Here is a 21,598-nt window from a genome sequence, read left to right on the forward strand (position 1 = left end):
CTGAGGGCGCGAGAAGATCTACTGTCATATCTGACAGGTATCTTGTCCGCCTGTCGGAATAAAAACGTTTGAACGCGCAGAATGGGCAAAAAAATGGCCCTCACAGGAGGGCCAGGTTTAATACGCCATCGCCTTAGCCGGCATTGATCACCTTCAAAACGAGAGGCGCCATCCACCGGGCTCGCATCTGATTATTTATGCCTTCCCCAGTAAGCGAAATTTCCTTCAAAGGGAGCCCTTGGAGCACAATCAGCCACCTCCCTTGCGCATCGGCAACGCTGTTGCCATATTCGACGACGGGGTTTCCCGACTCAACCAGCCTCACCGTCGTGCCTGGGAGTGCCGTGCCTTTTACTACCCCATCAGGTGATATATGCGCGTACTGATCCGGACTTCCGAAGACGGGTAGGTCGAGTTTCTCGGCGACGGTGAAAGACACCCTGGAACTGGCCGAGCGTTGACCGTCCCTGAACTGCTCAACCACGATCTCGTGACCTCCCACCCCCATTACCACTTCGCTGCGAACCCGCCATTTGTTACGTGCATCCACTATTGTTTTGGCGAGGACGTCCGGCTTGTTATATATACGTACTACTACTTCTGCCCCAACCACGCCGGTACCGGAAAACTCTGGCAGCTGTTCTTGGGTCTTCAATGGATCATTTTGCGGCGCCTCGATGATCGGAGCCGCAAAGCCGGCGGAAACCTGTATCACATTGAACTTACGGTCGGGCACTAACCATTTGGATGTCGCACCGTCGCGGGTTTGATGCACCGAACACTCGTAGTCATCCCCTACCGGCAATTCGATCTGCGACCGTACCGCCCATGCGCCATAGCGATCGACCCGTGCCCTAGCCACTACAACGTTACCGTTACCCTTTTTGAAAATGTGCACTTCAGAGCCCCGCACACCTGTCCCTTCGAACATCGGGCATTGCCCGGCCTTCTGCCCGATGAGCGGGAAAGTCACTGTCGGCGCTTCAAAGTTGGCGGGCATTCGCTCCACCATAAAGCGCCCGCTTTCAACCCACTCGGAATCAATACCGTCCAGGGTTTGACGAATGACCACCCACACGGCGCCTTCGAGAAGATCCTTGTTTCCCCAGACGGACCATCGTCCATTCTCATCAGCCACCGTTGGTTCGGCGAGCAGGGTGTCGGCGTTAAACCATAAGGCCACGGTGATGGTCGCGCCGGGCTCTGCCAATCCACTGTACAGCGGCCTGACTCCGGTCCAGTCGCCTGGCTGAGGCTCGACGATTTTCGGAGCGGGTGTCAGCTTGGTGAACTGGATAGTGTCTGTATAGGCGGAATCCAGGCCCGCACCAGCTCGTGCCATAACCGCAACACGCAGGTCAGTGGCTATGGTCTGCTCGATAGTGGCCGACCAGGTTTTATCAGCCAGTACTGGCGTGCTACCCAAGATGTCCTCAGGGTCGCGGCTTGCGATAACTATTTCATCACCCACGTGACCGAACCCGGACATAGTTAGCCGCTTGCCTACCTTTTCGGCCGGTAACGGCGTATCGATCTTTGGCACTGCGGGCACTACGGTAATGGTATGTTCGGACTTGAGACTGAGGGTGCCCTTATAGCGAATAGCAACTTCCAGATTATTCTGGCCCGCGTGCAGCGTGACTGTGCGCTTCCAGGTGTTGTCCCTTTCCACCACAATGTCTTTAATAAACGGCTGGGATTGCCCCTCTAAATACAACTCGACGGTGGATCTATACAGCGCTTTTCCAGAAAACTGCGACATACGCTCCGTTTTCCCGTTGCGAACGGGAATGAGGATGGTAGGTGATTGCAGAACAACGTCCAACGTCACCGTGTCGGTCGGATCGGATTTGTTACTGCTGCCTTGACTTTCCAGCTGAACGGCATAAATAGCTAACTCCCCCAAGAGAAGTTCTTCCAACTCCACAGACCATGTACCGTCAGGGCCCACTGGCCCGCTCCCCAACGTTCGGTGACCGATTGCCGCATGAATAACCACCCAGCAGTCTTTATAACCTAGGCCTGTAAGGGTTGGAACGGGATCTAACTTGTCGCCGTCGGACGCACTGATCTTCGGCTTCGGAGCTCGTACTGTAAACGTTCTAGTGAGCGGCTGGGATATCTGCCCTCCAAAGGCCGCTGTTACTGTCATAGTGTGAGTGGCCGGGGGCAGCTCTACTTTAGCGGGCAAATCGAAAATGCCTGTTTCACCAGCGGTAACCGTGAAGGGCTCTTGCCCTGGAATGGAAAAAGTGATTACGGACCCTTGGTAGGCGCTACCGGTCAGTTGCGGAGTCTGCCCGACGATAGCACCTGACCTGGGCTCTCCCAGGTTCGGAATCGGTGAGAGCACAACTACCGGCGGGATGGCAACGGCTTCGGAAAATTGAGAGTTTACCCATTGCCGGGCGGTGAGGTCGGGATAGGTACCGGGGCTCAGCGGTACACGCTCCGTCCAGCCACGTGAAGGAAGCACGTTGGCTTTCACTATCACGTCCGCTGGCTCAACTCCCTTGCCCTTGAAAATGTTCACCTGGACTACGGCATTGCCCCACTGATGACCTGATCCCGAAAAGGTTACATTCAGGTCGTTGACAGTGGGATTCGCGACGATCGGTTCGGGAGTGGGGACAGTGACGTCGACAAAAGGGGTCCAACCGTTGCTGTAAATAAGCCCGCTTCCTCCATCAGAGACGCTTTGTCTACAGGAGAATGCGTATTTGTTTGGGACCAAAGTGGCCGGGATTGCAATCCTCCACTGACCAGCATCGACCGGTGTAGTAAGGTAGTTCCAGTCGATGTTGTAGAGAGTAATGTGAACTTGAACGCCGGTGCCTCTATACCCGGTACCGAACAGCTCTATACGATCATCAACCGGCTCGAATCGGAGGGTGGGGCTCGGCGGCCGAACATGATAGACACGCGATGCCGTCCGTTCGGATATCGCCGGACCGTAGAGCTGTGCTGTTGTAAGAACATGGCGACCAGGAGCCAAGAATACATCCGCAGACCATCTGCCATCTACAACCCACCCGCTGCCGATCCTCTCCTCCGATACATTGGGGAATACAAATACGGCATGTCCAGTAATACCTGTATGCCCCGTCCCCGTGATGCGCGGATTCATTTCTACTTCTGAAGGGCCATCGAAAGCAGGTGGAGCCAGTAGAAATGGTACCACCCGCGTCCAGACATCTTCGCCTGACCGAGTGTGCCGAACCATAAGAGTTTGCAAACCGCCATAAGGATAGTGACGCTTGGCATCAACCGTTATCGGTCCCCAATTGCCGTCGTTTCTTACATCGGCTTGTCCCAAATTAACGGTACGATTATGATTCCAGACTTGAATTTGTTCACCGGTCGCCCCCCTTCCTTTCAATTGGATCGAACTACTGAGCGGCATTACAGCGCCCGGAGCGGGGGAATCAACAGTAGGCGCTTTGAGGCAGTTTATTTTTTTCAAGGGGGAATAAACAACGGGAGAATAAGCAACCCGCTGTTCGATATTAACTTCATGCTTCCCCCAAAGTACATCATCGCGCAGTTTGAGTGAGAATCTATTATTCTCTCCGACTGTTTTCATTTCACTCATTTCTGAGCCAGAACCTGATCGCACAACCTTCACCTGACTTCCAGCACCAGCAGTGCCTGTAACTAAATCAATAACTACTTGCTCATCAGCTCCATCAATAACGGATGGCTGTTTTACATTGATATGTTTGTATCCTGTTTTGGACCAGTGGCCTTTGTAACTCCACTGCGTTTGATAGTAACCTGGCCCCTCCGGAAGGTTTGGAACATCAAGAGTATTCCATTCCACACCTTTATACCATTGCCCAACAACCACATCCCGGACCACAACACCAGACACATATTTAATCCAGACTTGATGCGAACCATCGCTTTGCGGAACGTTAAACACAATACGTGAAGTCGTTGCACTATCTTCCGTATATTCATCACGTTGGACCTGCAACTTATCCACATCCAAATTTACTGTTCCGCCCTCATCAGAAAGTTTGCTAACGGCATTGGATTGAAGCGGTTCTTCATCGTTACCATTAATCAATGAATTAACAGATATATCCTTTTCGTCTGACATCATCCCGCTCCTCTGCCCAGACTGTTGAAATACCCCAAGGCTTCCTTTTTACGTCGCGTACTGGGATGCTGCCTACCTGTAAAATCTGACAGTTCCGACAAACGGCACAGCCACGCATTTACACATTCACGGTGATTTTCAAAGGCTTGGGCAAGTGACTACAGCGCCTTGCGCAACGGACTACACATCCGCCAGAATCCGCCGGCTTGTGCGCCTTGGCCTTGCCCCGTAACTTGATCCGTGTCGCTGCCAATCAGCGATCGGGTTTAGTCGCCCGGCGGTTCGATACATGTGTATAAGCGTCATCCAGTCGGGTATTCCCTATCCCCGCACTTGATGGTGGCTGTTCGCAGGGCGCCCTCGGGCGCGCCGGAATTCGTATCTCCGCCGGTCGACTAACCTGCTTACAGCCGCCACCCCCCTCGTTTAGTCGCGAGATGGTGGCAGCCCTATAACGGAGATCGATCATGTTCAAACCAACACCCAATCCACCCCCCGAAACCGACCCGGTTTCCCCCTACGCCAGCCTCGACTCAAGAAAGCTCCACGCCGCCGCCGACAAGGCGCTCGACCATTACCTCAAACCCGACGTCGAATCCCTTCGCTCTTCCCAGGACCGCGCCATGAAAATGTTCGCCGTTGCCCCAGACGCCAATCCCGAAGCCTTGACCATCGAGACCTACGAAACGTTTTCGACGGTCAGCATTCTGCTGCTCGACCTGGCAGAAAGCCTGGAGGACAAGCCGCGGCATCTGGCGATGGCGATTTACCGGATGAGTGAGCTGGGGTTGATGCTGGTGGAGCGGTCGCTGGATAACGAGCAGGCGATTAAAACAACGTAGGGTTTAGCCTTTTATTTGTTGCTGTCTATGCTGACGCCATCGCGGGCAAGCCCGCTCCCACAGGGTTATTCGGTGAACACAAAACCTGCGTTCAACTCGAAACTTGTGGGAGCGGGCTTGCCCGCGATGGCGTCAGTAGGTGCGCCGCAGATTTCAGGCCGAAGCCGGCAACGGCTGAAAACTGAAATACTGCGTCAACGCCTCCATCAGTTGCCCATACTCCGGCGGTGCCCGTTGCAGGCTGAACCCGGCGTCGTAATGGTGGGGTGTTTCATCTTCATGGCACCACAGGCAACACGCCGTCAGGTCAATGACCTGCTGGCAGCCGTCGCTGGTGGGGATTTTCAATCGCAGGTCAAAGTCGACGCCCACCATCATGGGCAATTGGCTGATGAGCATCAGCCCGTCAGTGGACACATTGCCCAGAAAGCCGATGGGTTTGTCGGTGACACTGTTGAACACTTTCAGGAAATACGGCAGTTGATGCCGCTCGATCCGGCGGTCGGTAAACATGCGCAGTTGGCCCAGCAAGGCCCTTAAGCAGGGCCGCACTAATGCTTCGGAACGTGCCGGCTTCTTTATAAACCTGGGCGCGCTCTCCCCGATCCCGGTGCGTCAGTCCCTACATCGCTGACGCATACTCCTGCCGATCACAGGTATGACCTCGGTCTGGAGGCGAGGCTCTAAAACCGATCTCTTGGACTATAGCTCACCACCGCCGGGCGGCCAGCCTTTGCATGATAGCGGCTATCAGAACCGTGTCGGGCGCACGGCCGCCGCGCTGCGCGTCGGGTAATGGCCCAGGCTCTGCAAGGTTTCCAGGCGGGCGCGGGCGCGGTAGGCGTATTCGCTTTGCGGGTACGACGCCATGATGAATTGATACGTTTGGGCCGCATCGATGAACAGCTTCTGCCGTTCCAGGCACTGGCCGCGCATCATCGACACTTCCGGCCACACATAAGGCCGCGCACGACTGGAGCGTTCGACTTTCGACAGTTCGAGCATGACTTGCTCGCAATTGCCGCGATCGTAAGCGCTGTAGGCGTTATTCAAATGATGGTTCATCGACCAACGGGCGCAGCCCGTCACACTGAGGGCAAGCACGGCAATGAGCGCGAATCGCATGGGGGTTCTCCTGTCTTGAGCTCTGTATCGACCCGCTTCGCAAAATCTTCAGGAATGTTCGTTTAAAGAAACAAACGAATAAGTAGTGCACATGAACAATGACTACAACCGGAGACCATAGTAGCCTCACTCAGCGCTTGAACTCAGGAGTCTATGCATGTCCGTCCGTCGCACCAAAATCGTCGCTACCCTTGGCCCGGCCAGTAACTCGCCGGAAGTTCTCGAACAGCTGATTCTGGCTGGCCTGGACGTCGCCCGCCTGAACTTCTCCCACGGCACCCCCGACGAGCACAAGGCTCGCGCGAAGCTGGTGCGTGACCTCGCTGCCAAGCACGGCCGCTTCGTCGCCCTGCTGGGTGACCTGCAAGGCCCGAAAATCCGTATCGCCAAATTCGCCAACAAGAAGATCGAGCTGAAGATCGGTGATCAATTCACCTTCTCCACCAGCCATCCGTTGACCGAAGGCAATCAGCAAGTGGTCGGCATCGACTACCCGGACCTGGTCAAGGATTGCGGCGTGGGCGACGAGCTGCTGCTCGACGACGGCCGTGTGGTGATGCGCGTTGATACCGCCAATGCCACCGAGCTCAATTGCACCGTGCTGATCGGCGGCCCGCTGTCCGACCATAAAGGCATCAACCGTCGCGGCGGTGGCCTGACCGCTCCGGCTCTGACCGAGAAAGACAAGGCCGACATCAAGCTCGCTGCCGAGATGGAAGTCGACTACCTCGCCGTGTCCTTCCCGCGTGACGCCGCCGACATGGAATACGCCCGTCAACTGCGCGACGAGGCCGGCGGTACTGCCTGGCTGGTGGCGAAGATCGAACGTGCCGAAGCGGTGGCCGACGACGACACTCTCGATGCGCTGATCAAAGCCTCCGACGCTGTGATGGTGGCTCGTGGTGACCTCGGTGTGGAAATCGGCGACGCCGAGCTGGTGGGCATCCAGAAGAAAATCATTCTGCACGCACGCCGCCACAACAAGGCTGTGATCGTGGCGACCCAGATGATGGAGTCGATGATCCAGAACCCGATGCCGACCCGCGCCGAAGTGTCCGACGTGGCTAACGCCGTGCTCGACTACACCGACGCCGTAATGCTGTCGGCGGAAAGTGCTGCGGGCCTGTATCCACTGGAAGCCGTGCAGGCGATGGCGCGCATCTGCGTCGGCGCTGAAAAGCACCCGACCAGCAAGACCTCCAGTCACCGCATCGGCAAGGTCTTCGAAAGCTGCGACCAGTCCATTGCCCTGGCGGCCATGTACACCGCCAACCACTTTCCGGGCGTGAAAGCGATCATCGCTCTGACCGAAAGTGGCTACACGCCGTTGATCATGTCGCGCATCCGATCTTCGGTGCCGATCTACGCGTTTTCCCCGCACCGCGAAACCCAGGCCCGCGCAGCCATGTTCCGTGGCGTCTACACCGTACCGTTCGACCCGGCATCGCTGCCGCCTGAGCAAGTCAGCCAGGCTGCGATCGACGAGTTGTTGAAACGCGGTGTTGTGGAGAAAGGCGACTGGGTCATCCTGACCAAGGGCGATAGCTACCACACCATCGGCGGCACCAACGGGATGAAAATCCTGCACGTTGGCGACCCGATGGTCTGAGTGACCGGTTGCTGAAAAACAAAAAGCCCTGCCATGTGAATGGCAGGGCTTTTTGGTTTTTGATCCTTGAAGTGTGTGGTCTGGGCTGACGCCTTCGCGGGCAAGCCCGCTCCCACAGTGATGGGTGGTGATCACAAAACAGGAGTACGACACAAATCCTGTGGGAGCGGGCTTGCCCGCGAAGGCGTCAGCCCAGTCACCTCACTTCAATGCCGGCTGATAAAGGCTGACAACGCCGCCAACGCCTCCGGTGAACGCAACCGCTGAGTGAACAACGCGCCCTCCTCTTCGATCACTTTGCGCAATTGTTCCCGGTCCGGCGCTTTCATCAATTGCTTGCTGATGCGCACCGCTTCCGGCGGCAACGATTCGAAGCGCAACGCCATCTCCCGCGCCTTGGCCAACGCCGCGTCGCCACTGCCCAACGCTTCGGTCGCAATGCCCCAGGCGGCAGCCTGTTCTCCGCTGAAGCTCTCGCCGAGTAGCAACAGCTCCGCCGCTTTGGCATGCCCGAGCAATCGCGGCAGGATCAGGCTGGAACCAAACTCAGGACACAACCCGAGATTCACGAATGGCATCCGCAAACGCGCATCCCGACTGACATACACCAGATCGCAATGCAGCAACATCGTCGTGCCGATCCCCACCGCCGCGCCCGCCACAGCAGCGATCACCGGTTTGCGGCATTCCAGCAAGTTGAGCATGAAGTGGAACACCGGGCTGTCGAGGTTGCCCGGCGGTTGCTGGATGAAGTCGGCGATGTCGTTGCCGGCGGTGAAGCACTCGGCGCTGCCGGTGATCAGCACGGCGTTGATTTCAGGGTCGGTGTCGGCCTGTTTCAGCGCCTCGGCCAAGCGGCTGTACATGGCGCGGGTCAGGGCGTTTTTCTTCTCGGGGCGATTCAGGCGCAGGGTCAGCAAACCGCGTTCGCGTTCAACTTCAATGGCATTGGGCATGGCGAGTCTCGCGTCGTTAAACGATCAGCGCTCAACCACGGGGAACAAAGACATCCGCCAGCAGTTGGTTGCGCGGCAATCCGGCCAGGTACAAGCGCCGGGCAAAGGCGTCGACACTGTCTGGGGCTCCGCAGACTAAGGCCAGGGTTTGTCGGGAAACAAGCCGCAGTTGCGCCAACGCCTGCGGCAACTCGGCCGGGGTCCAGAATTCGACGCTGAGGTTTTCACGCACATCGCACATGGCTTGCAGGGGTTTGGCCAAGTAGTGCTCGCTGGCATCATGGGCGAGGTGAATGACGCGGATGGCGCCTTGATGATCTTGACGCAACGCTTCGCGCAGTACACCGAACAACGGCCCCAACCCCGTGCCGGCAGCCATCAGCCACAGCGGCCGGGTGTTCCAGTCCGGGTCGTATTGCAACGCCCCGCCGCGCAGTTCGCCGAGGCGAATCGGGTCGCCGATTTTCAGCTGACGGGCCGCGTCGCTGAATTCTCCCGGCTGGCGGCAATCGAGGTGGAATTCCAGAAAGCGGTCTTCTTCCGGCAGGCTGGCCAAAGAGTAAGGCCGTGCCACGTTGCCGGCCCACAACACCAGATGCTGCCCGGCGCTGTAACGCAACGGCCGCTCGGTGGTCAGGCGCAGACGCAACACGCTGGCGCTCAACCAATCGACCGCAGCGACTTGCGCGGGGCGGCCGTCGACTTGCGGGTCGAAGGTATGCACTTGCAGGTCTTCGATGATTTGACATTGGCAGGCCAGTCGCCAACCTTGTTGACGCTGATCAGCGCTCAAGGCATCGGGGCGGTTGTCGCCGGGCAATCCTTGGACGCATTGCACCAGGCAGGCATGGCAACTGCCGGCGCGGCAACTGTAGGGCACGGCCACGCCATTTTGATTCAGGGCGTCGAGCAGATTGCTGCCCGGCGCCACCGACCAGTGACGCTCGCCGACACGCAATTCAGGCATCGACATTCTCCCACGCCGCCGCGCAGCGATTGCGGCCGTCACGCTTGGCGCGGTACAGCGCCTGATCGGCCCGCTGCAAGGCGTCGTCGAGATCGTCGCCCAGCTCCAGCAAGGTCATGCCGGCGGATAAACTGAGGTGGGCGACGTTGAGGCCGATCAGTTCGACATCGGTGAAGGCAATGCGCAGCCGCTCACAACAAGAGGTCAGTCGTTCGGCGTTGCAGTCGGGCAACAGCAGCACGAATTCTTCGCCGCCATAACGGGCCAGCACATCGCCCTCGCGCAGGCAGGCGGTGGCCACGCCGGCAAAGGCTTGCAGCACCTGATCGCCCGCAGCGTGGCCGTGAACGTCGTTGATGCGCTTGAAATGGTCGAGGTCGATCAGCGCGAGGCCATGCACCACGCCCGCCTCCATCGCGTTCAGCTCGCGGGAGGCCAGGCGCAGGAAATGCCGGCGGTTGAACAGCCCGGTGAGTTCGTCGGTGGCGACCAGGTCTTCGAGCTGGCGCATCATCCCGCGCAGGGTGTCCTGATGCGCCTGCAAGGCAAACCGGCGTTGACGCATGCGCTGGCGCGAGGCCTGGACATAACGGGCGTAGAGCTCCAGCCAGATCAGCACGATGAACAGCACACAGACTTGCAACGCGGCCAACGCCGGGTCGTTCAACTCGAAGTGGTAACCCTCCCACAGCGTGATCGCGCTGAAACTGAAAAACACCAGCAGCGCACAGCGCACAAACGCACGACGGGAAAGGTGGAACAGCCCGAACAACATGATCAACAGGTAGAACACCAGGAACGCGCCGCGTGCCTCATCCAGATTGGCGATCAGCCATGTCTGCCAACCCAGGCCCATCAACACTTGCGCCTCGGTCAGGCTCGGGTCGGAAAACCGCAGGTTGCAGCCGCTGTAAAACACCGCGAACAACGCCCCCTGAGTGATCACCACCAGCGCACTGCCGATGGCCATGCTGGTCAGGGGTTCGTCGTAATGCCCGGTGAAAAATGCCAGCCACAGCAAGACCAGAGCCAGGGCGTACGTGCCGGCTGCGAGGGCAAAGCGTTTGAGCAAAAGCCGTTGGATGGCGTTATGGGTCAATCGTTGACTCACCGTGCGAAAGGAGGCTGATCGAGTGTCCTACTCTACAGACCGAATGCCACTTTAGTGGGGTGTCTGCTAAATGACCATTCAAATTTCGGGGCAGAAAACTGGCGTCAAAAGCATGTCCGGTTTTTACCTGGATCCTGGTCCTTGCCACGGTCCTTGTAGCAGCTGGCGAAGCCTGCGTTCGGCTGCGTAGCAGTCGTGAAACCTGTGTTTATGGTCTGTCTGATACACCGAGGTGACCGATTTCACGACGGCTTCGCCGCCGAACGCAGGCTTCGCCAGCTGCTACAGGGATCGCGGCGTTATAAGACCAACGATTGACTGTCGGCGGGTGTGCCCGCCATCGAGGCGCGGTATACTGCCGCGCCTTTTTAGCGTCGCGCCAGCAGCCCCGGCGTGCCTTGAAAGGTGCTTGCAACCGACCGATGCACCCCAGCTGCAAGCACCTTATTGAATGTTCCCGTCTTTTAGAGGAGCGCGACTCATGACCGTGATCAAGCAAGACGACCTGATTCAGAGCGTTGCCGACGCCCTGCAGTTCATTTCCTATTACCACCCCGTTGACTTCATCCAGGCGATGCACGAGGCCTACCTGCGCGAAGAATCGCCGGCAGCTCGCGACTCGATGGCGCAAATCCTGATCAACTCGCGGATGTGTGCCACCGGCCACCGCCCGATCTGCCAGGACACCGGCATCGTTACCGTCTTCGTTCGCGTGGGCATGGACGTACGTTGGGATGGCGCCACCATGGGCCTGGACGACATGATCAACGAAGGCGTGCGCCGGGCTTACAACCTGCCGGAAAACGTCCTGCGTGCCTCGATCCTCGCCGACCCGGCGGGCGCTCGTAAAAACACCAAGGACAACACCCCGGCCGTTATCCACTACTCCATCGTTCCGGGTAACACCGTGGAAGTGGACGTGGCAGCCAAGGGCGGCGGTTCCGAGAACAAGTCGAAAATGGCCATGCTCAACCCGTCCGACTCGATCGTCGACTGGGTGTTGAAGACCGTTCCGGAAATGGGCGCCGGCTGGTGCCCACCGGGCATGCTCGGCATCGGCATCGGCGGCACCGCCGAGAAAGCCGCCGTCATGGCCAAGGAAGTGTTGATGGAATCCATCGACATCCACGAGCTGAAAAAGCGCGGCCCGTCCAACCGTATCGAAGAAATGCGCCTGGAGCTGTTCGAGAAGGTCAACCAACTGGGCATCGGCGCCCAGGGCCTGGGTGGCCTGACCACCGTACTCGATGTGAAGATCATGGATTACCCGACCCACGCCGCTTCGTTGCCGGTGTGCATGATCCCGAACTGCGCCGCCACCCGTCACGCGCACTTCGTGCTCGACGGTTCCGGCCCGGCATCCTTGGAAGCGCCACCGCTGGACGCCTACCCGGAAATCGTCTGGGAAGCCGGCCCGTCGGCTCGTCGCGTCAACCTCGACACGCTGACCCCGGAAGACGTGCAGAGCTGGAAGCCGGGCGAAACCGTCCTGCTCAACGGCAAGATGCTCACCGGTCGCGACGCCGCGCACAAGCGCATGGTCGAGATGCTGAACAAGGGTGAAACCCTGCCGGTAGACCTCAAAGGTCGCTTCATCTACTACGTCGGCCCGGTTGATCCGGTGCGCGAAGAAGTGGTTGGCCCTGCCGGTCCGACCACCGCGACGCGGATGGACAAGTTCACCCGTCAGATCCTCGAGCAAACTGGCCTGCTGGGCATGATCGGCAAATCCGAGCGCGGCCCGACCGCAATCGAAGCGATCAAGGACCATAAGGCCGTTTACCTAATGGCAGTGGGCGGCGCGGCTTATCTGGTGGCGCAAGCGATCAAGAAATCCCGCGTGGTGGCGTTCGCCGAACTGGGGATGGAAGCGATCTACGAGTTCGACGTGAAAGACATGCCTGTGACGGTTGCAGTGGACAGCAAGGGCGAGTCGGTTCACATCACCGGTCCTGCGATCTGGCAGCAAAAGATCAGTGAGAGCCTGGCGGTTGAAGTGCAGTAAGCGCATCAGCTTGTCTAGTCCTGAAATAGGTTTACACCTATTTCACCCTAACGCCCGATGCACCGCATCGGGCGTTTTGTATTTTAAGGACAGGTGCGGGCGCTCTTGGTTGTAGATCAAGATCGCCTCCCGCACCATCTGCTCCGCTTGCGCCAAGTCTGTCGGTCGATGGAGCAAGAGTTCTGTTTTCAAGATGCCGTTGACCCGCTCTGCCATGGCGTTTTGGTAGCAGTCGTAGCCATCGGTCATCGAGCACGTGATGCCATGCCTGGCATGGAGCTTTTGATACAACGCTGAGCAGTACTGCACCCCTCGATCCGAGTGATGAACCAGTTTCTGGCGGGTTCGACGCGTCTTCAACGCCATGCGCAAGGCTTGAGCCACCGAGTCGGCATGCAGGCTACCGTGCACGTGGTAACCGACAATTTTTCTCGAGAACGCATCCGTGACCAGGCTCAGGTAGACCGGATCATCACGCTTGGTGGAGAGATAAGTGATATCGGCTACCCAGACCTGTTCCGGGCCGGTAGCGACGACTTGCTGCGGGCCTGGCTTTAGTAAATTGGGATGGCAGTGAAAGTGATGATGGCTGTCAGTCGTCTTGTGATAAGCCCGTTTTCTACGAACCAACTGGCGGTGCTCTCTTAGAACCTCAAACAAGCGATCCCGGCCTACATGTAGCTCCTGTTTCTCGCGCTCCGCGTGCATCAATGAGTGCAGTTTGCGGGCGCCAATGCAGGGCTGGCGCACCCGGATTGATTGCACAAACGTGATGAGTTTCTGATCTTGCTCGACTCGAGCCCGACAAACGCGATCTCGCTTGTAATAGGCTTGGCGACTGATCCCCATAAACTGGCAAGCCCTGCTGACACTCAGGGTTTGGGTTTGCGCAACGACTTGCCGGGCCGCTTTTTTACGACAGATACGCCGTAGTCGTTCTTCAGAACATCAACCACGTCTTCGAAGAATTTGGCTTTCTGATTTGCCAGGGCCAACTGTTCCTCAAGCTCTTTGATTCTCTGCTCGGGAGTCGGTGGCAAAGTTGGCTCGTCCATCGGTCGAGTCCTCTGGGAGCGAATGGATGCGCCTTGGCTCCAATCCTGTCGACCATGTTTACGTAACCAGACCAACACCGTCGACCGACCCTGAATCCCATAACGCCGTTGAGCTTCTTTATAACTCAACTCGCCTTTTTCGACCTGATCGACAACCGACAATTTAAAAGTCAGCGTGTAATCTCGCTGACTGCGTTTTGGACCCGTATCCATTGCACCTTCCTGATAAGAAGTCAGAAGGTGTAAACCTTATTCAGGACGAGACAGCTGACACAAAAAGGCCGGGCGTCTCAATGACGACCCGGCCTTTTTTTGCGCGTGAATATTACCAATGGCATTAAAAGCATTTCGCTTAAATACATTTGATCTAAAAAATTCTTCCGACCTGTCAGATCTGACAGGTTACGCACGCCGCCCATCTTGTTAGCGTCTGACCCATCCAGCGACACCGTTTGCCGCGGGCGAGCACCAGGCCAAAAACAGGATCAGCCCCATGGAAGACAAAGCGTCCCTGAGTATCACTGAACCCTCCATCACAAAGAGCGCATCGATCGCCACCATTGGCAAAAGCTGGGGCAAGGTGGGCCCGACGGGAGCGGCTTCATTTGCTTTGCCTCTGCCTTCTTCGTCCGGTCGCGGCTTTGATCCTCAACTCACACTGAGCTACAGCAGCCAGTCGGGTAACGGACCGTTTGGCATCGGTTGGAATTTGAACCTCAGCGCCATTACCCGCCAGACCGATAAAGGCGTGCCGCGCTATACCGATGATGACGTGTACCTCAGCCACACGGGCGAGGAACTGATGGCCGAGCGCGACATCGACGGCAAGATCAAATCCAGAGACGAGGCCAAGTACCGAGAGTTGCCCATCGGTCTGCACAAGGTTGTGCGGTACGTTCCTCGAGTAGAAATGACATTGGACCTGATCGAGTGGTGGCGCTCCGCCACTAACCCCGAAGGCTTCTGGCTGGTGCACAGGGCCGATGGCAGCCTGCATCTCTTCGGCAAGGTCGAGACCGCGCGCAAGGCTGACCCGCTCAATTCGAGCCGTATCGTTGCCTGGCTGTTGCAAGAGAGCATCAACGCTCGCGGCGAGCACATCTGCTACGAGTACAAACAAGAGAATCCGACCGAGACTCCTGACCCGCATGACTACCGGGCCCAGCAGTATTTGCACCGTGTGCTCTATGGCAACTTCGCGGCGTACGAACACTTGTACGGCTGGGGTACGCCGCAAACGCTGACGCCTTCATGGCACTTCCACCTGGTATTCGATTACGGCGAACGCACACTGGATCGCAATGAAAAACCGGTGTATGACGGCCCGACGCTCAAGCCGTGGCTGGTCCGTAACGACCCCTTTTAGACCTACGGCCAAGGCTTCGAAGTAGGCACTCGGCGCCTCTGCCAGCAAGTGCTGATGTTCCACAGTTTTGCGGAACTGGGCGACACACCTGTGCTGGTCCGCCGCCTGCTGCTGGAGTACTCGGGCAGCACCGAATCCTGGGCCTACAGTCAAATCGCAGCGGCGAATTACCAGGCGTATGACGCCAGCGACGCCGTGGAGAATATGCCCCCGGTGGAGTTCGAATATTCGACTATCGAACTCAATACACAGTCGAAACCGTTCTTCCCGTTCGACACCATGCCGGGCATCGAAGACGGGCAGTTCTACCAATGCGTCGACCTGTTCGGCGAGGGCCTGCCGGGTTTCCTGTGCCGCTACGACCAGTGCTGGTACTACCGGGAGCCGTTGCGTGACCGGGACGGCGGTGATCAGATCACCTATGGCCCGTGGACAGCGCTCGATAAAATCCCGATAGCCGACCGCAACAAGCAAGCGCATCAGGCCTTGATGGACCTGACCGGCGACGGTCGCCTGGACTGGATCATTGCTCAACCCGGCCTGTGCGGTTTTCATACGCTGAACCCGGATCATAGCTGGTCAGGATTTGTTCCGTTCAGTGCGTTTCCGGTGGAGTTTTTCAACGTCCTTTCCCAGTTGGGCGACTTGACGGGCAATGGCCTCAGCTCCCTGGCACTGATCGGCCCCCACTCCGTGCGCCTGTACGCCAACCAGCGTGCGGGCTTTGCCAAGGGTGAAAACGTCCCTCATGAGCCGGCGGATGACCCTCTGCCATTGATCAGCAACTCACTCAGCGAACTGGTGTTCCTGGGCAACCTTCATGGCAGCGACACGCTGGGGTTGTGCCGCATTCGCCACGACGAAATCAAATGCTGGCCAAACCTGGGTCATGGGAAATTTGGTAAAGGTTTTGTCATCGGTGGCCCGACCTTCAAGTACGCGACTTTCGACGCGGCACGGGTGCGCATCGCCGACTTGAACGGCTCGGGCGCCCCGGCGCTTATCTATCTGAACTCGGATGACTTCCATATTCACCTCAATCAGGGCGGCAACCGGTTTGCGAAAGATCCGATTATTGTCCCCTGGCCCGAGGGCGTGCGTTACGACAACCTGTGCCAAGTCACCTTCGCAGACCTGCAAGGGCTCGGCTGCGCCAGCCTGATCCTGACCGTCACGCATATGAAACCGCAGCACTGGCGCTACGACTTTGTCAGCGCCAAGCCGTACTTGATGATTGCCAGCGATAACAACATGGGGTGCAACACGAAGGTGGTGTATCGCAGCTCCGCGCAGGAATGGCTGGATGAAAAACAGCGGATTCTCAAGCTCAAGCGACGCCCTGTTTCCAACCTGCCTTTCGCTTTGCAGGTCGTCAGCCAACAATCCCAGCTCGACGAAATCACCGGCAATTGCCTGAATCAGTTTTTCAGTTATTTCGAGGCCTGGTACGACAGCCAGGACCGGGAGTTCCGCGGATTCGGCCGGCTGCACCAGACCGACAGCGAAACCGCCTCGGATGAAGACGAAAGTTTCACCGCACCGGCCTTGGTGTGCACCTGGTTTCACACCGGCAGGCAAATCGACATGCCTCGCGACGGCTACTTCGACCGTGATGACAAGGCACACCGGCTGGGTGACACGCAGTTTTGTCGATTCCACCCGAGCGACGAATGCGAGGAGCTTATCAAGCCGGCCGATGAGGCTACTGAGCACGCCATTGCCCGTGCGCTCGCGGGCAATGTGCTGAGAATTGAAACGTATGCGGCGGGTGACCCATCCTCTGCACTTCCCTTCCTTTCAGAACAGTCCCGCTACATCGTTCGTGAAGTGCGTGAGCGTGGCGAACACTATCCCGACGCGGTGTTAATGGTGTCGTTGCTGGAAGCCATCACGTGCAACTACGAGCGCTACATCGACGACCCGCTGTGCCGCCATGTCATCAACTTGAATCGGGACGAGTTCGGGCAGACGACTCACAGCATTACAGTCAGTTATGCCCGGCGCCTGACTGAGACTGACAAATCACCGTTTATTGATCCCGATGAAGATAAATGGTGGATTGACGCCCATGATCCGGCTCAGCAGTTCTACTACTTGAACGAAACCCGCTACGAATTTATTCACCTGATCGCTCTGCAAGGCTGGCGGCTCGGCCTGCCCTATCGGCAACGCGGCAATGCTCTTGTTTTGCCCAAGAAGACGGTCGCCAGTGGTCTTGATCCCCATACAATTTCTTATGAACAGTTTCTCGACCTGTTCAAATCAACCGAATGGGCGGCTGTGCGGGAACTCACTTCGCAATCGGTGCAACGCTATCTCAAAACGGACGACCGCACAGTGTTGCCGGACGGCACTGCCGATTTCGAAGCGTTGGCCGCTGCGCTGGAAATTGCTCAGTTGAACAAGGAGGCGCTGGAGGTCTACGGCAACGTAACGCCTCCAATCGATATCCGGGCAGAACTGGAGAAGATTGGGTACCTGTGCATGAAGCTGTTTCTGGGCACGGACAAAGCGGCCGACGAAGAAGAGGACAAGCAGCGGAATCTGTGGTCCGCGCTCTACAACTTTGCCGAGTATGCGGGCCTCGAGCGCTTCTACAAGGTCATTAAATACAACGAAACCCGGAGCCATGGTGTAACCGAAGCAACCTACGACAATTACTGTCTCGCCACCCTCAGCGTCAAGCAACCCGATGGTTGCATCACTCGCGTCGAGTCCGACTACCACTCCCTGCAAACCCTGCGCATTACCGATGCCAACGAGAACATTGAAGAGGCCCTTAACGGAGCGTCAGGTCCGCACACCGTCACTTGTCACGGAACAGAAAACGGTGTTCCCGCGGGCTTCCTGCCCATCGACAAATATAACCGTCCTGAAGATGCCAGACCCGCCACGGCGATCAAATTCCCCAAGGAAGCACTGCAAGACGCGGCCAGCACCTTTCGCAAGGAACTGTTCAGCTGGATGGGCCTGGTCTCCGACTCCGTGTGGCTGAGTGACTGGATCGCACAAGGTTACGTGTTGCCTAGCCGGCACATACGCGCCAGTGCGCGCCGGAATCTGGCCCGGCTCAAGTCCCGGACGCAGGCAGAGCAAGCCTTGTGGGATCTGCTAGCCAGTGTGCAGCGCACTCCGGTGCACAGCGTTGTCCTTAGCGCTGATCATTACTACTACGACGTAGACGAACTACACCAGATCCACATCATTCAGACGTTCTTCAATGGCTTCGGTCGCCCCTTGCAAACCCAGCAATTGGTCGATCCTGGCGATGCCTATGTCGTGGAAAACGGCAAACGGGTGATCGAAGGCGGCAAGCCAAAGGTTGCGCACGCCGAGCAGCGCTGGCGCATCAGCGAACGCGTGGAATACAACAACAAAGGATTACCGGTACGAACCTATCGCCCCTATTTCGCCAACGCTTACGGCTACATCAATGACGATTGCTTCAAGGAGTTCGGCCATCACGATAAAAGTTTCTACGATGTGCTTGGGCGCCTTAACAAGGTCATCAACGCCAAAGGGTATATTGCGCTGGAGAAAATCCATCCCTGGTTCACAACCAAGCTGGATTTCAATGACACCCTCGTCGCGTCGGACACGAACGGACTCACGACGGAGAAGCAATGATGAGTACTGTCGACTGGAATACCCCGTCGGTGACATCTCATGATGCGCGGGGGCTGCCAGTGCGCCAGATTGCCTACTTGCCTACTTGCGCACTGCGGCAGGCGGTACCTTGGAGCCCCTCATTACCCGGCTACGCCATGACGTTATCGGGCGGCCGGTGGAACAACGGGACCCGCGACTGGCCGATGCCCTCAAGCCCAACCTGGCCACGGTTTACGGCCTGACCGGACAATCGGTCAAGGTCGACAGCGTCGATGCCGGTGTGCGGACAATCCTGACGGGGCCGGCCGGTGAAGTCCGCCAACACTGGGATGGACGCGGCAGCCATTGGCGCACCACTTACGACAACCAGTTGCGCGTGCTCACGCTTGAAGAGAACGATCAACCGGACGTCAAGACCTTTACCTACGCCACGGCGCTGGCTGATCCCGCCCTCAACTTGCGTAGCCAATTGATCAAGCAAGTCGACCCCTCAGGCGAATTCGAGATCAAGAGTTTCAGCCTGCACGGCCAACCGCTGCGCGACACTCGAACAATCACCGAGACCGGCACCTTCACCAGCAGCCGAACCTACGGCCCGAGCGGCGCGGTACTGACCCAAACCGACGCCGGCGAGCATCAGCAACGAATGCGCTACGACATTGCCGGGCAGCTGCAACAGGTTCACCTGCAACTCGATCCCACGGCGCAATGGCAGCCGGTTCTTGAAGACGCCCGCTACAACGCCGCCGGCCAGATCATCGAACAGCTTGCGAGCAACAAAGTGCTCAGCACCTGGATTTACGACGATGCTGATGGTCGCCTTACTGCCCTGGTTGCCGGGCCACCCGGGCAAGTCCCGCTCCAGCACTTTGAGTATCGATACGATCGGGTCGGTAACGTGTTGCGCATCGACGATCTCACGTTTAAACCGGTGTTCTTCAAAAACCAGCTCATTGATGGCCACCGCGAGTTCACCTACAGCTCGCAGTACCAACTGACCAGCGCCACCGGTCATGATGCCGCCCCGAGCTCCGACTTGCCTGGTCGCCCCTTGCCGAGCGACCCGAAAAACCACCTCAATTACAAACAGATTTACGCCTATAACGATGGCGGCAACCTGATCAAAGTGGTCCATGAGCGCGCGGTGGGTGGCTACACCCAACAGATGTGCATTGACCCGAACAGTAACCGTGGTGTGCGCTGGAAAGAAGGTGATCCTACCCCTGATTTCGACACCTTGTTCGACCCTCACGGCAATCTCCTGGCCTCGCTCCCGGGAAGGTCCCTGCATTGGAACAGCTATGATCGTCTGGCATCCGCGACGCTGGTTGAACGCGACAACGATCCCAACGACGAAGAAGTCTTTCGCTACAGCCAGGGCGAACGGATTCTCAAGCGTCATGAATGGCAAGCCTCGACCCTCACTCATTTTCATCAAGCGATCTACTTGCCGGGCCTGGAAATCCGCACCCGGGACAACGGCGAAGCGTTGCACGTCATCACCTTGCCAGGCGGTCGGGGCAGCGTGCGTTGTCTGCATTGGGTCAGCAAAAAACCCGACGGCATCGATCAGGATCAACTGCGCTACAGCCTCGACGATCACTTGGGCTCCAGTGTCATGGAGCTTGATCAAAACGCTCGGGTAGTCAGTCACGAAGGCTATTACCCGTTTGGCGGCACGGCCTGGCTGATAGCAAGTTCTGCGCTGGAGGTCTGCTGTAAAACGATCCGCTATTCGGGCAAGGAAATGGATGAGTGCGGACTTTATTACTATGGCGCCCGCTATTACGCGCCGTGGTTGTGGCGTTGGGTAAGTGCGGATCCGGCGGGGGCTGTGGATGGGTTGAATCTATATGCGTTTTGTGGGGAATAACCCGCTGCGGTATTTGGACGGCAACGGTGAGGCGAAAGCAGAACACGTCATCCACAACTACTCAAGATTCATTTCGGTCCTGGAAGGCCATGCCGATCAAACAGTGGGGCAAATCGACAACATCATTGATCAATGGAACATGGAAGCGCTGTTGTTGAACCTGACGGGTGAATCAATCAAAGCGGCTATCGGTTATGCCGGCGGGTCCTTGGCAAGTAGTAATGAAAAACTGCAGAGACTATTGCCTCTACGCACTGTTCAAGGCTTCGACCTTAAAGAAGGCGTACCTTATTCCCAAGGCCTTACCTTAGGTAACTTTGGAGGTGAATTGGCAGGCCGTACCAGCCCCTCTGTTGTTCCAGCCGCACCACTGATCGGCCCTCTAATTCCGCAGACATCAACCATGTCCATCAAGGCGATTGACCGTGGACTGGGTCTCGCCACCAACGACGACCCGATTGACTGGCTCGGAACCGGAATCAACATTTTCTTCAACAACGTGGTGGGGTCAGTGGTTCCTGGGGTAAGTGCCATGTTGGCAATGGGATCAAGGGTTCAGGAAGCCGAGGACATCAACAACGGGCTGGATCCGGTCAAGATCAAAAAAACCCAGGACATGCTGGATAAGTGGGAATCAGTCGAAAACGAACGGTTTACCCAGGCCTTGGCAGCCTTCCAGTCACTAGGCGTTGACGAACTCAACCCGCAGGACATACTTCCCAATATTAACGCCATGACACCTAAACACATGCTTGAACCGATTCAACTAAGCGCATTGACGAGACAGCATGAAAGGACGCAAGACTTGATCCGTCGAAGCAAAATCGGCATGGAGCAGTACAAGGCGCAGAGCACGACAGATAACCAATTCTTGAGGAGGCAGGCACACACTGCCAAACGTCACCATGCACAAGCCTGAGAGTCGAGGACTGTCGAAACGTCTGCCGACTCATGCTCGATAAGTCCAGGCTTGTGCAT

At 57.5% G+C, this 21,598-nt stretch carries 12 protein-coding genes and 1 pseudogene; 6 read left to right on the top strand and 7 right to left on the bottom strand.

Annotation, left to right across the window (positions count from 1 at the left end; genetic code table 11):
* Window positions 1–133: 133 nt before the first annotated feature.
* Entirely contained in the window at window positions 134–4,102 is a 3,969-nt protein-coding gene (locus DJ564_RS25755) for a hypothetical protein (RefSeq protein WP_162556241.1), read from the bottom strand.
* A 467-nt stretch (window positions 4,103–4,569) separates the two neighbouring features.
* Here DJ564_RS25755 and DJ564_RS25765 point away from each other — a divergent pair, with 467 nt between their 5' ends.
* Window positions 4,570–4,944 (top strand): DUF6124 family protein, encoded by a 375-nt coding sequence (locus tag DJ564_RS25765; RefSeq protein ID WP_109634343.1) that lies wholly within the window; start codon window positions 4,570–4,572, stop codon window positions 4,942–4,944.
* A 153-nt stretch (window positions 4,945–5,097) separates the two neighbouring features.
* Here DJ564_RS25765 and DJ564_RS25770 read toward each other — a convergent pair whose 3' ends face one another.
* Window positions 5,098–5,457, bottom strand: coding sequence for a PilZ domain-containing protein (locus DJ564_RS25770; RefSeq protein WP_109636196.1), 360 nt, complete (start codon window positions 5,455–5,457; stop codon window positions 5,098–5,100).
* A 237-nt stretch (window positions 5,458–5,694) separates the two neighbouring features.
* On the bottom strand, window positions 5,695–6,069 hold the full coding sequence (locus DJ564_RS25775) for a tol-pal system YbgF family protein (RefSeq protein ID WP_109634345.1): 375 nt from the start codon (window positions 6,067–6,069) through the stop codon (window positions 5,695–5,697).
* A gap of 157 nt (window positions 6,070–6,226) precedes the next feature.
* On the opposite strand from DJ564_RS25775, the gene pyk reads away from it, so the two are divergent.
* On the top strand, window positions 6,227–7,678 hold the full coding sequence (gene pyk, locus DJ564_RS25780) for a pyruvate kinase (protein ID WP_109634346.1): 1,452 nt from the start codon (window positions 6,227–6,229) through the stop codon (window positions 7,676–7,678).
* Window positions 7,679–7,884: 206 nt separating this feature from the next.
* Here pyk and DJ564_RS25785 read toward each other — a convergent pair whose 3' ends face one another.
* From DJ564_RS25785 to DJ564_RS25795, 3 genes are read right to left on the bottom strand one after another with little or no spacing between them, the layout of a single operon-like run.
* On the bottom strand, window positions 7,885–8,634 hold the full coding sequence (locus tag DJ564_RS25785) for an enoyl-CoA hydratase-related protein (RefSeq protein ID WP_109634348.1): 750 nt from the start codon (window positions 8,632–8,634) through the stop codon (window positions 7,885–7,887).
* A gap of 31 nt (window positions 8,635–8,665) precedes the next feature.
* A complete protein-coding gene (locus DJ564_RS25790; RefSeq protein ID WP_109634349.1) occupies window positions 8,666–9,601 on the bottom strand; it encodes an iron-sulfur-binding ferredoxin reductase in 936 nt (311 codons plus the stop codon).
* Window positions 9,594–10,700 (bottom strand): GGDEF domain-containing protein, encoded by a 1,107-nt coding sequence (locus DJ564_RS25795; protein ID WP_109634351.1) that lies wholly within the window; start codon window positions 10,698–10,700, stop codon window positions 9,594–9,596. The genes DJ564_RS25790 and DJ564_RS25795 overlap by 8 nt, the downstream gene beginning before the upstream one ends.
* Before the next feature lie 493 nt (window positions 10,701–11,193).
* Here DJ564_RS25795 and DJ564_RS25800 point away from each other — a divergent pair, with 493 nt between their 5' ends.
* A complete protein-coding gene (locus tag DJ564_RS25800; protein ID WP_109634353.1) occupies window positions 11,194–12,717 on the top strand; it encodes a fumarate hydratase in 1,524 nt (507 codons plus the stop codon).
* A 42-nt stretch (window positions 12,718–12,759) separates the two neighbouring features.
* On the opposite strand, the gene DJ564_RS25805 is transcribed toward DJ564_RS25800, so the two are convergent.
* Window positions 12,760–13,985 (bottom strand): IS3 family transposase gene (locus DJ564_RS25805; RefSeq protein ID WP_371921989.1). Its coding sequence is split into 2 segments (ribosomal slippage): window positions 12,760–13,634 and window positions 13,634–13,985, totalling 1,227 coding nucleotides; the frame shifts between segments, so codons are not numbered across the junction.
* Between the two features lie 280 nt (window positions 13,986–14,265).
* Here DJ564_RS25805 and DJ564_RS25810 point away from each other — a divergent pair.
* The 3 genes and pseudogenes from DJ564_RS25810 (at window position 14,266) to DJ564_RS32615 (ending at window position 21,539) form a co-directional block, all read left to right on the top strand.
* Window positions 14,266–18,765, top strand: a pseudogene (locus DJ564_RS25810) (SpvB/TcaC N-terminal domain-containing protein).
* Window positions 18,766–18,874: 109 nt separating this feature from the next.
* A complete protein-coding gene (locus tag DJ564_RS32610; protein ID WP_256597456.1) occupies window positions 18,875–20,620 on the top strand; it encodes an RHS repeat domain-containing protein in 1,746 nt (581 codons plus the stop codon).
* Window positions 20,601–21,539, top strand: coding sequence for a hypothetical protein (locus DJ564_RS32615; protein ID WP_256597457.1), 939 nt, complete (start codon window positions 20,601–20,603; stop codon window positions 21,537–21,539). Before DJ564_RS32610 ends, DJ564_RS32615 begins: the two co-directional genes overlap by 20 nt.
* Window positions 21,540–21,598: the final 59 nt, after the last annotated feature.

This window comes from Pseudomonas sp. 31-12 (assembly GCF_003151075.1).
GTDB lineage: Bacteria > Pseudomonadota > Gammaproteobacteria > Pseudomonadales > Pseudomonadaceae > Aquipseudomonas.